Origin of the sequence: Bosea sp. RAC05 (assembly GCF_001713455.1) — a bacterium.
In the GTDB taxonomy this organism is placed as follows: domain Bacteria; phylum Pseudomonadota; class Alphaproteobacteria; order Rhizobiales; family Beijerinckiaceae; genus Allobosea.
In genome coordinates this window covers 2,306,143-2,320,705 of sequence record NZ_CP016464.1, presented here as the reverse complement: position 1 = coordinate 2,320,705, position 14,563 = coordinate 2,306,143, and the positions used below count along the sequence as shown (strand labels likewise).

Below are 14,563 nucleotides of genomic sequence, written 5' to 3'. Positions count from 1 at the left end.
GCTGAGCCCCGACGTCGTTGACGCTGCGGCAATAGGTTTTGTTCATACCAATTCCCGACAATGGTTTTCGCGGTCACCGGGCTGCGCCACACTGGGCCGTGCCCCGTGGGGCTGGCCCGTCACGAGAAAGGCTTCGGGGGCGTCATGCTGCACTCGCTGTTCAAACTCGCCGCGGAGACGTCGTCCGACGCGCGTCGAAAGCTGCTGCAGGCGGTGACGGACCTGTTTTTCTGCGACCCGGAGCCGACGGGTCTGTCCAAGCACCATTACGGCGAGATCGCGCTGCGCGCCCTGCCCCATCTCGATCCCCAGGCGCGGCAGGGTTACGCCGACGAGGTCGCCGCCGAGCCGAACCTGCCGCGCAGCGTCGCCAATGCACTGGCGGGGGATCCGGATGGCGAGGTGGCGCGGCTGGTGCTGCGGCTGTCCCCCGTCCTGACCGACCGCGACCTCGCGGCGATCGCGCTGAACCAGTCGCAGGCGCATCTCGCCGCCATCGCCGAACGCGTGCGTCTGTCGGAGAACATCACCGATATCCTGGTCGAGCGCGGCGACACCGGCGTGCTCAAGACCGTGGGCGGCAACGAGGGCGCCGCCTTTTCCGAGGAAGGCTTCGACCGCCTGCTCGAGCGCGGCCGCGAGGAGGCGGCGATTCCGCGCGCGGTCGCCGTCCGCTCTGACCTCAGCGATGCCCGGGCCGAGCGCGTCCTGCGGGTCCTGGTGGAACTGGGCGAGGACGACGATGTCGACTTCGCCTCCGACAGCGAGGCGGCCGCGATCGCGCGGCTGGCGCGGCGCCAGCGGCTCGAGGTCAGCCAGCTGATCAAGGACCTGAAGGACCGCTCGCGCACGATCGACGACATCGTCGTCATGCTCGCCGAGGAGGACCGCGCCTATCATCTCGCGCAGGTGATCGCCCAGGCCTCGGACATCAGCGCCGAACAGGCGCTGCGGGTGCTGCTGCGGCGCGACGTCAGCGGGATCGCGCTGGCCTGTCGCGCGCTGGAGGTGGGCTTCCCCGCCTTCGCCGCCGTGCTGGCGCTGCGGGCGCGGCGCCTGATGTTCGCCAACAAGGACACCGACGAGGATCTGCGCCGCTACGCGCAGATCGACATGGCGGCCGCCGAGCGCAGCATGCGCTTCATCCGCATGAAGGCGCGGGTCGCCTGAGGGCGCCCTGCCCCGCAGAATCGAATGCTGCGAATTCGCCGATCACGCAGCGTCATCTTAATCATCGGTCAAACCCTCGGCGCTATGGTGACGCTCTGATTTGTTCCCGGATCACCCCATGCTCAGCGAACTGTCCCGAATGCCTGCGGAAATGTCGTCGGACAGCCGGCGACAGCTGCTGAATGCGGTCACCGACCTGTTCCTGCTGGACGAGGCGCCCAACGAGGCGTCGCAGGCGCATTACGGCGATATCGCGCTCAAATCGCTGCCGCATCTCGAAGCCGATGCACGGCGCGACTATGCCGACCGCGTCGCCGAGACGCCGACCCTGCCGCGCGACGTGGCGGTGACGCTCGCCTCCGACCCGGACGCCGACGTGGCCCGCCTCGTCCTGAAGCTCTCGCCGGTCCTGACCGACACGGATTTGGCCGCGATCGCGGTGACGCAGTCGCAGCGCCATCTCGTGGCGATCGCCGAACGCGCCCGTCTCTCCGAGAGCGTCACCGACATCCTGGTCGAGCGCGGCGATCGCGAGGTGCTGCACACCGTCAGCGCCAACGAGGGCGCCAGCCTGTCGGAGAAGGGCTTCGACCGGCTGATCGAGCGCGGCGGCCATGACGGCCAGATCAGCCTCGCCCTGTCCTCCCGCTCCGACCTGACGCCCAACCGCGCCGAGCGCGTGATGCGCATCGTCGAGCAGATGGGCGAAGACGGCGCGCTCTGGAACAAGCCCGGCAGCGAGGCGCTGAGCCTCGCCCGCCAGGCCCGCCAGCAGCGGCTCGAGATCAAGCTGCTGATGGCCGACCTTTCGGCCGGCAAGCGCGCGCTCGACGAGATCGTCACGATGCTGGCCGACGAGGACCGCGCCTTCCACCTCGCGCTGGTCTTCGCCCAGGTCGCCCATCTCAGCACCGACCAGGCCCTGCGCGTGCTGATGCAGCGCGATGCCAGCGGGATCGCCGTCGCCTGTCGGGCGCTGGGCGTCTCGACGGACGCCTTCGGCGCCGTGCTGAAGCTGCGCGGCCGGCGCATGATGTTCGCGAAGACCGCGACCGAGGACGACCTGAAGGCCTATGCCGCGCTCGACACCGCCACCGCCGAGCGGACGATGCGCTTCCTCAAGCTCAAGACCAAGCTGTCCTGACGCGCCAGCCCGCCACAAATCCGCGACATTCCGGCCCCCTCATGCTAGCCTGCCGATGCAGACTGCAGCGACGAGGATGTGTTCGACTGTGAGAGTGCCGCTTCTCTCCGCCGTGATCGCCGGCGCCCTGCTCCTGCCGGGCGCGGCCCGCGCCCAGTCATGGCTGCCCTTCGACGGCTTCGCGCCGCTGCCCTCCTTCGCCTGGTCGCAGCCGACGGTGGCGCCCGGCGGCGTCCGCTGGGAGGGCTCCTATGCCCGCATCTCGACGGGCTTCAACGTCACCAGCTCGAAGCGCTTCGGCAGCAGCGCCGGCCCGACCTTCGGACTCGAGGCCGGCGTGATGAAGCGCGAGGGCAATTTCGTCTACGGCATCGTCGGCGCGCTCGACTACATGCCGAGCTTCGGCGGCTCGAACACGCCGGGCTTCGGCCAGGCGAGCTTCACGCGCGACTTCGCCGGCGCCTTCCAGATCAAGACCGGCGTGCTGGTGACGCCCGACGTGCTTGTCTACACCAAGGTCGGCATGGCCGCCGCCAACGAGACCTACCGCTACGGCGCGACGCCCTGGTCGGCGCCGTTCTCGCGCAGCGACATCGCGGTGCGGCCCGAGGCACGCGCCGGCGTCGAATGGGCGGTGACCAACAACCTCACGCTCGGCCTTGAAGTCGGCGTCGTCGGCCAGAGCATCCGCTGAGAGATTGATTCAGACGCTTGCGGGGGTGATTCCGCCGGCGGGCGTAAGTGACTGGCGGATCTCGGTTTCCACTGCGTCATGCTCGCCCTCGTGGCGAGCATCCACGTCTTGAACACCGCACTTTCCCGATGAAGACGTGGATGGTCGGGACAAGCCCGACCATGACGGCGGCGCCGAGCGCCTACCGTCTGCTCAGCCCCCGAACTTGTTGTTCTTCGGGAAGCCCTTGGGCGGCAGGCGGCCGGCTTCGCCGCGGTGGCCGAGCCATTCCAGCAGCTCGGCCTGCGCCACGGTCCAGGTCCGGCCCGAGGTGTCGCGCCAGGTCAGGCCGTCCGCCAGCTTGAAGGTCTTGGCGTCGGAGACGCCGCCATCCTTGTAGCGCTGCAGGCGCACGCCCTTGCCGCGGCTCATCTCCGCGACCTCCGAGAGCGGGAAGCAGATCAGCTTGCGGTTCTGGCCGATGATCGCGACATGGTCGCCCTCGGCCGGGGTCGCCAGCAGCGCCTCGACGGGCATGTCGACATTGAGCACCTGCCGGCCCTTGCGGGTGTTGGCGACCACGTCGTCGGCCGGGGCGACGAAGCCGCGCCCGTCCGTCGTCACCATCAAGAGCTTGAGGCCAGGCCTGTACGGGAAGGCCTCGACGATCTCGGCATGTTCCTCGAGGTCGATCATCAGGCGGATCGGGTCGCCGAAGCCGCGGCCGCCGGGCAGCTTGGCCGCCTCCAGGGTGAAGACCTTGCCGTTGGTGGCGAGCACCAGGAGCTTCGCGGTCGTCTCGGTGAAGAAGGCGGTCTTCAGCCCGTCATCGCCCTTGAAGGTCAGGGTCGACTGATCCTGCACATGGCCTTTCAGCGCGCGGATCCAGCCCTTCTTCGAGATCACCACGGTCACCGGCTCGCGCTCGACCATCGCCTGGGTCAGGTCGATGTCGGTGGTGTCGGGCATGTCGGCGAAGGAGGTACGTCGCTTGCCGATCGCGGTCTCCGGCCCGAACAGCTTCTTCACCTGGCGGATGTCGTGCTGGATCAGCTTCCACTGCACGGGTTCCGAGGCCAGAAGCTCCTCGATCTGGCCCTTCTCCTTGGTCAGCTCGTCGAGCTCGGTCTTGAGCTGCATCTCCTCGAGCTTGCGCAGGGCGCGCAGGCGGGTGTCGAGGATGGCGTTGGCCTGGACCTCGTTGAGCTCGAAGACGCGCATCAGCTCGGTCTTTGGCTCGTCCTCCTCGCGGATGATCTTGATGACGCGATCGAGGTCCAGATAGACGATCAGCAGGCCGCGCAGGATTTCGAGCCGCTTCTCGATCTGCCCGAGGCGGAAGCGCGAGCGCCGCAGCAGCACGTCGCGGCGGTGGTCGAGCCAGGCGCGCAGCGCCTCGTTGAGGCCGAGCACGCGCGGGACCAGGCCGCCGGTCAGCACGTTCATGTTCATCGAGATGCGCGATTCCAGCTCGGTCAGCCGGAACAGCGATTCCATCATCAGCGCCGGATCGACGTTGCGCGCGCGCGGCTCGATGACGACGCGGATGTCCTCCGCCGATTCGTCGCGGATGTCGGCGACGAGCGGCAGCTTCTTGTCGTTCAGAAGCTCGGCGATCTTCTCGATCAGCCGGCCCTTCTGGACCATGTAGGGGATCTCGGTGACGACGACGTGCCAGGTGCCGCGGCCGAGATCCTCGGCGTGCCAGCGCGCGCGGGTGCGGAAGGCGCCGCGGCCGGTGCGGTAGGTCTCCGCCATCGAGGCGCGGCTCTCGACGATGATGCCGCCGGTCGGGAAATCCGGCCCCTGCACGAAGGTCATCAGCTGTTCGGAGGAGGTCTCCGGATGCTGGATCAGATAGAGCGCGGCGTCGCAGAGTTCGGCGGCGTTGTGCGGCGGGATCGAGGTCGCCATGCCGACCGCGATGCCCTGCGAGCCGTTCGCCAGCAGGTTCGGGAAGGCGGCGGGGAGCACGATCGGCTCCTCGTCCTCGCCGTTGTAGGTCTCGCGGAAATCGACCGCGTCCTCGTCGATGCCGTCGAGCAGGAGCCTCGCGACCTCGGTCATGCGGGCTTCGGTGTAGCGATAGGCCGCCGCATTATCGCCGTCGATATTGCCGAAATTGCCCTGGCCATCGACGAGCGGGTAGCGCTGGGCGAAGTCCTGCGCCAGGCGCACCAGCGCGTCGTAGACGGACTGGTCGCCATGCGGGTGGAACTTGCCGATGACGTCGCCGACGATGCGGGCGCACTTCTTGTGCACCTGGCCGGGGTCGAGCCGCAGCAGGCGCATCGCGTGCAGGATGCGCCGATGGACGGGCTTCAGCCCGTCGCGCGCATCCGGCAGGGCGCGGTGCATGATGGTGGAAAGCGCATAGGCGAGGTAGCGCTCCTCGAGCGCGGCCTTCAGGTCGATGCGCTCGGACTCCTCCTCCGGCGGCGGATCGACCGGCTTCCCCATGGCTTGCTCACCTCCGCTGCGATTCCCGACGCGCCTCTATCGCACGCCGCGAATCGCCCCGCTAGAACGTTGGCGGGCGAAGACCAGCGTTGCAATCGACCGGCGCAGGCCCGGTTCCCAGGGAGACCCGCATGACCAGCCAAGACTCGAGCGCGGAGAGCGGCGTCTGCTCACTGACCGGGCGCACGCTGCCGCGGCGCCATCTGATCGGGCTCGACGCACTGCGACCGGCGCTGGCCGACGCGATCCGCCGCGACCACCCCGATCTCGCGGCTCATGCGCTGGTCTCGCAGGACGCCGTCGCGACCTACCGCTCGCGCTATGTCAACGCGCTCTTCGCCAGCGAGCGCGGCGAGATGACCGAGCTCGACCGGCAGGTGGCCGAAAGCCTCGCCTCCTCCGAGCTGATCACCAGCAACACCGACGATGAACTCGACCGCGACCGGACCTTCGGCCAGCGCCTGGCCGACCATGTCGCGAGTTTTGGCGGGAGCTGGGCCTTCCTGATCTCGTTCGGCGTCGTCATCACCATCTGGATCACGATCAACATGGGCGGCGCGACCAGTTTCGACCCCTACCCTTTCATCCTGCTCAATCTGATCCTGTCTTGTGTCGCCGCCGTGCAGGCCCCCGTCATCATGATGAGCCAGCAGCGGCAGGAGGCGAAGGACCGGGCCCGCTCACGCAACGACTACCAGGTCAACCTCAAGGCGGAGCTGGAGATCCGGCATCTGCACGAGAAGATGGACCATCTCGTCAACCGGCAATGGCAGCGCCTCGCCGAGATCCAGGAGGTGCAGATCGAGCTGCTGCAGGAGTTGCGCAGCGCTCAGGCCTCCGATGCGAGCGACGCCCGCGCCGCGAGTTCGACCAGACGCGCCCGCTCGGGCGGCTCGGCCAAGCCCCGCGGCTCCAAGACGTAACGGCGCAGGAAGAAGCCCGTCAGCGCGAAGCCGGCGGCGAGATCGGCGGCAGATGGCGACCTCGCGCCCTGCCCTTCGCTCAGGAAGGGCGGCAGCGCCAGCAGCCGGTCGCGATAGGGTTCGGCCGCCTTGCGGCTGACGGCCTTGCCCGATTTCGGCGAGACATGGCTGAGATCGTCGGGCGAGCCGGTGACGGCGCAGCGCGAAAGATCGAGCCCGAAGCCGAGTTCGGACAGCATCGCGACCTCGAAGCGCACCACCAGCGCCGGCGCGAGCGCCGGCTCGTCGAGATGGGCGACCATCACGGAGAGCGCCTCGTGCAGGCCGGGATGGGGATCGCGCTCCGGCAACAACCGCAGCAGCGCCCCGATCGTGCCGAGGCCATAGAGCGCCACCGGCGCCGCGATCAGCCGCGCGGCATGCGAGGCGAGCAGTTCGACCTTGTATTCGCCGAGATGCTCGTCGAGCCGCGCCCGCCACACCAGCGCGACGGCGTTGCCGGGCTGGAGCACCGGCTGCTGCTTCGCGGAGCGCCCGCCGCGGACGAGGCCGAGATGGCGGCCATGGTCACGCGTCATCACCTCCAGGATCACGGCGCTCTCGCCATGGCGCCTGACGCCGATGATCGTGCCCTCGTCGCTCCATTCCATGGGATGGGTTTAGGGCGGCTCGCGCGAGGCTGCAATTTCACGCGCAACGTCATCCCGGCCGCAGCGAAGCGGAGCGCCGGGATCCATCGGAGGGCTGCCACACCCTATGATGGATTCCGGAACTGCGCGGCTTCGCCGCTTGTCCGGAATGACGGCGTGGTTGGCGAGTACAATCGCAACGCTCACGCCACATACTGCGCCACGCCGCCGCCGAAGGACCAGTCCTCGCGCTTGACCTCGACCAGGTTGATGAAGATGTCGTCGGGCTTCAGCCCGGGATCCTGCTGGAGATGGGCCGCGATCGCGGCGAACAGCGCCTTCTTCTGGGTGACGCCGCGGGTGTTGGCGACCGTGATCTGGATGATCACAAGCCCGGCCGAGCGCTGGAAGCCGAAGAAATTGGCGTCGAAGACGAACTCCTCGGCCTCGTGCTGATGGACGACCGCGAAGAGGTCGTTCTCCGGCACCTCGAAGGTCGCGCGAAGCGCCCGGTAGACGCCGTCGACGATGACCGCGGGATGCGAGGCGGGGCGCCCGCGGCGCATCGAAATTCGGATCAGGGGCATGAGAGGTCTCCGTTGGCACAGCGGCGGTCCCGCCAGTGAGGAAGACCCTAGCTTGCGCAATTCATCCCGAAACCGTATCGAAGATGATATCAGCGATATCGATTAGGGATCATTATGCTCGCCGCGCTCGATCCGGACGCCGTCGCCGCCTTCCTCAAAACGGCCGATCTCGCCAGCTTCACCCGGGCGGCCGAGGCGCTCGGCACGACGCAATCCCTGGTCAGCACGCGCATCCGGCGGCTGGAGGAGCGGCTGGGCAAGGTTCTGCTGCAGCGCCATCCAAGGCTGGTGCGGCTGACGGCGGAGGGCGAGCGCTTCCTGCCCGCCGCGCGCGAGCTGATGGCCGCGCAGGGCAAGGCGCTCACCGTCTTCGCCGCCGCGCCGGAGCGCATGGCGATCGGGCTCAGCGAGCAGGCGGTCGGAGCGGAGATTCCCGCGGTACTGGCGCGGCTGGCGGCGGCCCATCCCAGTGTCGTGATTGCGCTGCGGATCGAGCCGTCGCGGGCGCTGGAGGCGGCCTTCGAGCGCGGCGAACTCGACGTCGTGATCATCCGCCGGCTGGCCGCGGGCCGCAGCGGCGAGGTGCTGCGGGAGGATGGGTTCGGCTGGTTCGCGGCGCCGCGGCTGATCCGGCGGCCCGACGAGGCGCTGCCGCTGGTGAGCCTGATGCCCGATTGCTGGCTGCGCCAGCATGGCATGGCGGCGCTCGACCGCGCCGGCCTCGCGTGGCGCGAAGCCTTCATCGGTGGCGGCATGGCCGCGGTGCAGGCGGCGGTCGCGGGCGGGCTCGGCGTCTCGCCGCTGGCGGCAAGGCTGGCGCCGGCAGGAACGACCGATGTCGGGCGCGACTGGGGCCTGCCCGATCTCGGCACCTCCTGCGTCGTGCTGCGCAGCCAGGTGGCGACGCCGCGCGCCAACGCCTTCGTGCGCGAGTTGGCCGCGGCCTTCCGGGCCGGCTGAGGCCTAGCCGACCACCCGCTCGACCCGGCTGATCACCCGCTTCTCGCGCAATTCGCTGATGATGGCGCTGAGATGCTTCAGGTCCCAGACCGTCAGGTCGATGGTGACGTTGGTAAAGTCCGGGTTGGGGCGGTGCATCGCGACTGCGTCGATGTTGCCGTCATGCTCGGCGATGGTGGTGGTGATCTGGGCGAGCGAGCCGGGCTCGTTGATCGAGTTCAGGGCGATCCGGGCCGGGAAGCGCTGCATCGCCTTGTCGTCGAGATCCCAGCGCACGTCGAGCCAGCGCTCGGGCTCGTTGTCGAAGGCGGCGAGCGCCGGCGACTGGATCGGGTAGATCGTCACCCCCTCGCCCGGCGTCAGGATGCCGACGATGCGGTCTCCCGGCACCGCCCCGCCATTGGGCGCGAAGCGCACCGGCAGGTCGCCGCCGAGGCCGCGGATCGGAATCGCGTTGTCGCCGGGCCCCTCACCCGGCAGCTTGAACTTCAGGTTCTCGCCCTGGCGCAGCTCGAACCAGCCCTTGCCGTTGCCGGTGCCGGCCCCGGCCGCCTTGGGATCGGGCGTGGCGCGCTTCTCGGGCTCGAGGTCGGGATAGACGGCCTTGACCACGTCGCCGGAATACATCTCGCCGCGCCCGACCGCCGCGAGCACGTCGTCGACGGCGTTGCGGGCGAGGCGCTTGAGCGCCGCCTTCAGCTTCTCGTCGCTAAAGGGACGGTCGGCCCGCCCGAAGGCGCGCTCCAGAATCTGCCGGCCGAGGCCGGAATACTGCCGGCGCACGGCGCTGCGGGTGGCGCGGCGGATCGCGGCACGTGCCTTGCCGGTGACGACGAGGGATTCCCAGGCGGCCGGCGGCGTCTGCCCCTCGGCACGGGTGATCTCGACCTCGTCGCCATTGGCGAGCTCGGTCAAGAGCGGGGCGATGCGGCCGTTGATCTTGGCGCCGACGGCGCTGTTGCCGACATTGGTGTGGATCGCATAGGCGAAGTCGATCGGCGTGGCGCCGCGCGGCAGCGCGATCAGCCGGCCTTTCGGCGTGAAGCAGAAGACCTGGTCGTGGAACAGCTCGAGCTTGGTGTGCTCGAGGAATTCCTCCGGGCTGTCGCCCTCGGCGAGCAGGTCGACGGTGCGGCGCAGCCACTGATAGGCCCGGCTCTCATCGGCATAATGAGCGAGTTCGGTGGTGCGCCCGTCCTTGTAGTGGGCATGGGCGGCGATGCCGTATTCGGCGATCCGGTCCATCGTGTCGGTGCGGATCTGCAGCTCGACGCGGCTGTGGCCCGGCCCGACCACCGTGGTGTGGATCGAGCGGTAGTCGTTCTGCTTGGGCGTCGAGATGTAGTCCTTGTAGCGGCCGGGCACCATCGGCCAGGTCATGTGGACGATGCCGAGCACGCGGTAGCAATCCTCCGGCGTGGCGACGATGACGCGGAAGCCGAAGATGTCGGAGAGCTGCTCGAAGGAGATGGATTTGCGCTCCATCTTCTTCCAGATCGAATAGGGCCGCTTGCGCCGGCCGGAAACGTCGGCCTCGATGCCGCTGGCGGCGAGCTTGTCCTTGAGGTCCTTCTCGATCTCGCCGATGACGCTGCCCTCGCGCTCGGTGACCTCCTCCAGCCGCTTGGTGACGGTGGCATGAGCCTCCGGCTTGATGTGGCGGAAGGCCAGTTCCTCCAGCTCCTCGCGCAGCTCCTGCATGCCCATGCGCCCGGCGAGCGGGGCATAGATCTCGGCGGTCTCCTCGGCGATGCGCAGGCGCTTTTCGGGCGCCATGAAATGCAGGGTCCGCATGTTGTGCAGCCGGTCGGCGAGCTTGACCAGGAGCACGCGGACATCGTCGACGATGGCGAGCAGGAGCTTGCGGAAATTCTCGCCCTGGGCCGCCTTCTTGGAGACGAGGTCGAGCTTCTTGATCTTGGTCAGCCCGTCCACCAGCCGGCGGATGTCGGGGCCGAACATGCTCTCGATCTCTTCGAGCGTCGCCGCCGTATCCTCGACGGTGTCGTGCAGCACGGCCGCCACGATCGTCGCATCGTCGAGCTTGAGATCGGTCAGCAGCGCCGCGACCTCGAGCGGATGGGCGAAGAACGGGTCGCCGGAGGCGCGCTTCTGCGTGCCATGAGCACGCATGGCATAGACATAGGCCCGGTTGAGGAGGTCCTCGTCGGTGTTGGGATTGTAGCTTCGAACCCGGTCGACGAGTTCGTATTGCCGCATCATGCCCATGCGGGCCCTCTGTCACGCCTGCCTGATCTGGAGTCCGTCAATATCGGCGCAGGCGGGGCAGGCAGCAAGGCGTAATCCCCGAAGCGGGCACGAAAAAGCCCGGCGGCGCCGGGCTTTAGCGGAGTGGGTGAAGAAGCCGTTAGGCCGGGCGGCCTGGCAAGGCTCAATCCTCGTCGTCGGCGCTCTCGGTCGGCGGCACGAGGCCGTCGAGGCCGCGCAGCAGATCGTCCTCGCTCATGCGGTCGAACTGGACCTCCGAATCGGGGGTCGAGGCGCTCTGGCCGGGGGCTGCGAGCAGCGGCACGGTCTCGGCCTCCGGCTCGTCGACCTCGACATGCTTCTGCAGCGAGTGGATCAGGTCTTCCTTCAGATCCTCGGGCTTGAGCTTCTCGTCGGCGATCTCGCGCAGCGCGACGACAGGGTTCTTGTCGTTGTCGCGCGGCACCAGGATCGCGGAGCCCGACTGGATCATGCGCGCGCGATGGCTGGCGAGCAGGACCAGCTCGAAGCGGTTGTCGACCTTGTCGATGCAATCTTCAACGGTGACGCGAGCCATGGGCGGCTCCTTCTGATCTGTCGCGATGCAGGGAAATGGGTAGCGCGTGCCATTACAGGCAAAGCACCGCGGATGCAAGATTGGCGTCGCCCGCGCGCGGGCTCAGCCGCGCATCCGGCGAACCATCTCGTCGAGCCCCGGCTCGCGCCGGCCATCGCCGCCGGTGACGAGGTCCATCGCCGGCAGTTCGTGCGGGGCGAGCTCGGCGAAGCGCATCCGCATCGTCGTGGCGACGCCCTCGCCGAAGGCGATCGCCTCGCGGTTGCCGACCGAGGAGAGGAATTTCAGCGTGCTGGCCGAGGCGTCCGAGATGGCGGAGCGGATGATCTGCTGGTCGATCTCGTTGGCGAGACGCATGGCGAAGATCGTCGAGCACTGCGACAGGATCGTCGGGTCGAGCTCGCCGGGGCGCTGCGTCACCACGCCGAGATAGGCGCCGTATTTGCGGCCCTCCTTGGCGATGCGGGCGATGGCCTGGCGCGTCGGCTGGAAGCCGAGCGATGGATCGGCCGGCACGTAGCGATGGGCCTCCTCGCAGAGCAGCAGGATCTCGTAGGTGCCCTGGCTCGCCCAGGCGAGGTCGAAGGAGAGCCGCGCCAGCACGGACGCCACCGCATCGACGACCTCGGACGGCAGCCCGCCGAGCTGGAAGACCGTGATCGGGCGCCCGTGATGGGGCACGCGGAAGATCTGCGCGACGACCGGCGCCATCGTCTCCATCATGTTGGCGCGGGCGAACATGAACTGGTAGCGCGGGTCGTTGTGCAGGGTCTCGAGCCGGACCTTCAGCGAGCGCAGCGAGGCGTGCGGCCAGCGCTTCTCATGCAGGCCGATGAACTCGTCGATGATCGCGATGGCGTCGATGATCCGGTAGGGCGTCGGCATGTCGCCGGCGCTGCCCGCCCCCTCCTCGCGGCGGCCGAGGCCGGCGTCGAGCGGCCGCTTCAGCAGGGTGGAGTTCAGATCGCGCATTGTGTTGCGGGAGCTGCCGGCGCGATAGCGCTCGCGCGCGCCCATCACGACCTCACGCAGGATGTCCGCCTCCTCGTCGAAGGCGGTCCGGCCGCGGAAGACGACCTCGGCGAACTCCTCGAGCTTGAACATCCAGAACGGCAGGTCGAGCGCCTCGGCGTCGATCGCCAGAGCGCGGTCAGGAAAGGCGCAGGCGTACTCGTTGTGCGGGTCGAGGATGAGGACGCGCAGCCGCGGGCGGTCTGCGATGGCGCGTCGCAGCAGCAGCGAGACGGCGCTCGACTTGCCGACGCCAGTGGTGCCGACCAGCGCGAAGTGCCGCGCCAGCATGTCGTCGATGCAGACGGTCGCGGGGATCGTCGGATCCTGGGTCAGCGTGCCGATGGTCACGGCCTTGCGCGTGCCGAGATCGTGGACGAGGGCGAGATCGCCGGACCGGATGCGGTGGGCGACGGCGCCGATCGGCGGATAGGTCGAGATGCCGCTCTGGAAGCTCGTGCCGCCATCGGCTCTCTCGATGACTTCGCCCAGGAGCTCGACCTGGACATGGATCGCGTTGTCGGCGCCCTCGTCCCAGACGGCGTTCACCGCCGACATTTCGTAGACCAGACCGACGATGCGGGTGCGGCCGAGGTTGATCGAGATCATCCGCCCGACGGTCCAGGATTCCGGACCGAGCCTCGCCATTCCGGCCACCGTGCTGGCGATGGTGGCGCGCGAGCCGTCGCAGGAGACAACGCGACCGAGGGAACGATCGGGCTCCTGGGCGTGATCGCGCCGGTCGCGCGTCGCCTCGGCCTCGAACATTCCTGACTTTACGGCAAGCTGCACGATACGCGCCCCATGACACCCGGATACCCTGACCTTTCATGGTAGGGCCGAGTCTTTACGATTGCCTTATTCGCGGCCCGGCGCCCGCCCGCCCTGACGACGCGGTTACCGAAACACCAAGGCCAAGCCGCCAATCATCGCGACCCATCAGTTTTCGTGGGGGCGGGCGTGACAATGCGTGTCTTGAGACAGCGGCGCATTCTCGTCTATGCACGCCCGGTCCCGAGGAGATTTGACCCATGGCGAACCGGCTGCGACTGGGCGTGAACATCGATCACGTCGCGACGGTGCGCAATGCGCGCGGCGGCGCCCTGCCCGATCCGGTGCGGGCCGCGCATCAGGCGGTCGCTGCGGGAGCCGACGGCATCACCGCGCATCTGCGCGAGGACCGGCGCCATATCCGCGATGCCGACATGGCGCGCCTGGCAGCCGAACTGACCAAGCCGCTGAACTTCGAGATGGCGGCGACCGAGGAGATGATCGCGCTCGCCGAGCAGCTGAAGCCGCACGCGGCCTGCCTCGTCCCCGAGAAGCGCGAGGAGCGCACCACCGAGGGCGGGCTCGACGTCGTCGGCCAGGAGGCGGCGCTGCGGCCCGCCATCACACGGCTGAAAGCAGCCGGCTGCCGTGTCTCGCTCTTCATCGAGGCGGATGAGGCGCCGATCGCGATGGCGGCCAAGCTCGGCGCCCCAGTGATCGAGCTGCATACGGGGACCTGGTGCCACGCCGTGGCCGACGGGCATCCCGACAAGGCGCAGGCCGAGTTCGCGCGCCTCGCCAAAGGTGCGGCCTTCGCCGCCTCGCTGGGGCTCGAGGTCCATGCCGGGCACGGGCTCGACTATGACACGGCGCGGCAGCTCGCGGCGGTGCCTGAGTTCGTCGAGTTCAACATCGGCCATTTCCTGATGGGCGAGGCGATCTTCATCGGCCTCGATGCCGCGCTCCTGCGGATGCGGCAGGCGATGGACGAGGGGCGCGCCGCGACGTAAGTCTCGCGCATGATCCTCGGCATCGGCTCCGATCTCTGCGACATCGACCGCATCCAGAAGTCGCTCGACCGTTTCGGCGAGCGCTTCACCCATCGCGTCTTCACCGAGATCGAGCGCGCCAAATCCGACCGGCGGGCAACGCGCGCGGCGTCTTACGCCCGGCGTTTCGCGGCGAAAGAGGCCTGCTCCAAGGCCTTGGGAACGGGCCTGCGCGCCGGCGTGTTCTGGCGCGACATGGAGGTCGTCAACCTGCCCGGCGGACGGCCGACGCTGCGGCTGACCGGCGGCGCGGCCGCACGGCTGGCGGCGATGACGCCGCCCGGGCACGAGGCGATCGTGCATGTCTCGATGACCGACGACCCGCCGATGGCGCAGGCCTTCGTGGTGATCGAGGCACGCGTGCTGCCGGCCTGAGCGGATCCGCAGGCCGGACGACGAGC

Annotated in this window: 13 protein-coding genes; 7 read left to right on the top strand and 6 right to left on the bottom strand. The window is 68.7% G+C overall.

The window, feature by feature from the left end:
* Nucleotides 1-144: 144 nt before the first annotated feature.
* From BSY19_RS14435 to BSY19_RS14425, 3 genes are all read left to right on the top strand, one after another.
* The gene (locus BSY19_RS14435) at nucleotides 145-1,170 is read left to right on the top strand and encodes a DUF2336 domain-containing protein (protein ID WP_069054771.1); all 1,026 of its coding nucleotides are present in this window, start codon (nucleotides 145-147) and stop codon (nucleotides 1,168-1,170) included.
* Between the two features lie 118 nt (nucleotides 1,171-1,288).
* Complete coding sequence (locus BSY19_RS14430; RefSeq protein ID WP_069054770.1) at nucleotides 1,289-2,314, top strand: DUF2336 domain-containing protein; 1,026 nt, start codon at nucleotides 1,289-1,291, stop codon at nucleotides 2,312-2,314.
* A 94-nt stretch (nucleotides 2,315-2,408) separates the two neighbouring features.
* Nucleotides 2,409-3,008 carry an outer membrane protein gene (locus BSY19_RS14425; protein WP_236840536.1) on the top strand — a complete coding sequence of 200 codons (600 nt, stop codon included), beginning with the start codon at nucleotides 2,409-2,411 and terminating at the stop codon, nucleotides 3,006-3,008.
* 192 nt (nucleotides 3,009-3,200) lie between these two features.
* Here the strand turns inward: BSY19_RS14425 and parC are convergent, their stop codons facing one another.
* A complete protein-coding gene (gene parC, locus BSY19_RS14420; protein ID WP_069054768.1) occupies nucleotides 3,201-5,447 on the bottom strand; it encodes a DNA topoisomerase IV subunit A in 2,247 nt (748 codons plus the stop codon).
* A 131-nt stretch (nucleotides 5,448-5,578) separates the two neighbouring features.
* Between parC and BSY19_RS14415 the strand changes: the two genes are divergently transcribed.
* Nucleotides 5,579-6,370 carry a DUF1003 domain-containing protein gene (locus BSY19_RS14415; RefSeq protein ID WP_069054767.1) on the top strand — a complete coding sequence of 264 codons (792 nt, stop codon included), beginning with the start codon at nucleotides 5,579-5,581 and terminating at the stop codon, nucleotides 6,368-6,370.
* On the opposite strand, the gene recO is transcribed toward BSY19_RS14415, so the two are convergent.
* Both recO and BSY19_RS14405 read right to left on the bottom strand, forming a co-directional pair.
* The gene (gene recO, locus BSY19_RS14410; RefSeq protein WP_069054766.1) at nucleotides 6,277-7,020 is read right to left on the bottom strand and encodes a DNA repair protein RecO; all 744 of its coding nucleotides are present in this window, start codon (nucleotides 7,018-7,020) and stop codon (nucleotides 6,277-6,279) included. The two genes, BSY19_RS14415 and recO, sit on opposite strands and share 94 nt — an antisense overlap.
* Before the next feature lie 182 nt (nucleotides 7,021-7,202).
* A complete protein-coding gene (locus BSY19_RS14405) occupies nucleotides 7,203-7,586 on the bottom strand; it encodes a tautomerase family protein (RefSeq protein WP_069054765.1) in 384 nt (127 codons plus the stop codon).
* 114 nt (nucleotides 7,587-7,700) lie between these two features.
* Here BSY19_RS14405 and BSY19_RS14400 point away from each other — a divergent pair, with 114 nt between their 5' ends.
* Nucleotides 7,701-8,546, top strand: a complete 846-nt coding sequence (locus tag BSY19_RS14400; protein WP_069054764.1) for a LysR family transcriptional regulator — start codon at nucleotides 7,701-7,703, stop codon at nucleotides 8,544-8,546.
* A gap of 3 nt (nucleotides 8,547-8,549) precedes the next feature.
* Here BSY19_RS14400 and BSY19_RS14395 read toward each other — a convergent pair whose 3' ends face one another.
* The 3 genes from BSY19_RS14395 to BSY19_RS14385 all read right to left on the bottom strand — a co-directional run bounded on the left by BSY19_RS14395 (nucleotide 8,550) and on the right by BSY19_RS14385 (nucleotide 13,134).
* Nucleotides 8,550-10,769 (bottom strand): RelA/SpoT family protein, encoded by a 2,220-nt coding sequence (locus tag BSY19_RS14395; protein ID WP_069057112.1) that lies wholly within the window; start codon nucleotides 10,767-10,769, stop codon nucleotides 8,550-8,552.
* A 169-nt stretch (nucleotides 10,770-10,938) separates the two neighbouring features.
* A complete protein-coding gene (rpoZ, locus tag BSY19_RS14390; protein ID WP_069054763.1) occupies nucleotides 10,939-11,331 on the bottom strand; it encodes a DNA-directed RNA polymerase subunit omega in 393 nt (130 codons plus the stop codon).
* A 102-nt stretch (nucleotides 11,332-11,433) separates the two neighbouring features.
* A complete protein-coding gene (locus BSY19_RS14385) occupies nucleotides 11,434-13,134 on the bottom strand; it encodes an ATP-binding protein (RefSeq protein ID WP_335622338.1) in 1,701 nt (566 codons plus the stop codon).
* Between the two features lie 239 nt (nucleotides 13,135-13,373).
* Here BSY19_RS14385 and BSY19_RS14380 point away from each other — a divergent pair, with 239 nt between their 5' ends.
* Both BSY19_RS14380 and acpS read left to right on the top strand, forming a co-directional pair.
* Nucleotides 13,374-14,123 (top strand): pyridoxine 5'-phosphate synthase, encoded by a 750-nt coding sequence (locus BSY19_RS14380; RefSeq protein WP_069054761.1) that lies wholly within the window; start codon nucleotides 13,374-13,376, stop codon nucleotides 14,121-14,123.
* A gap of 9 nt (nucleotides 14,124-14,132) precedes the next feature.
* A complete protein-coding gene (gene acpS, locus BSY19_RS14375; RefSeq protein ID WP_069054760.1) occupies nucleotides 14,133-14,537 on the top strand; it encodes a holo-ACP synthase in 405 nt (134 codons plus the stop codon).
* Nucleotides 14,538-14,563 lie beyond the last annotated feature (26 nt).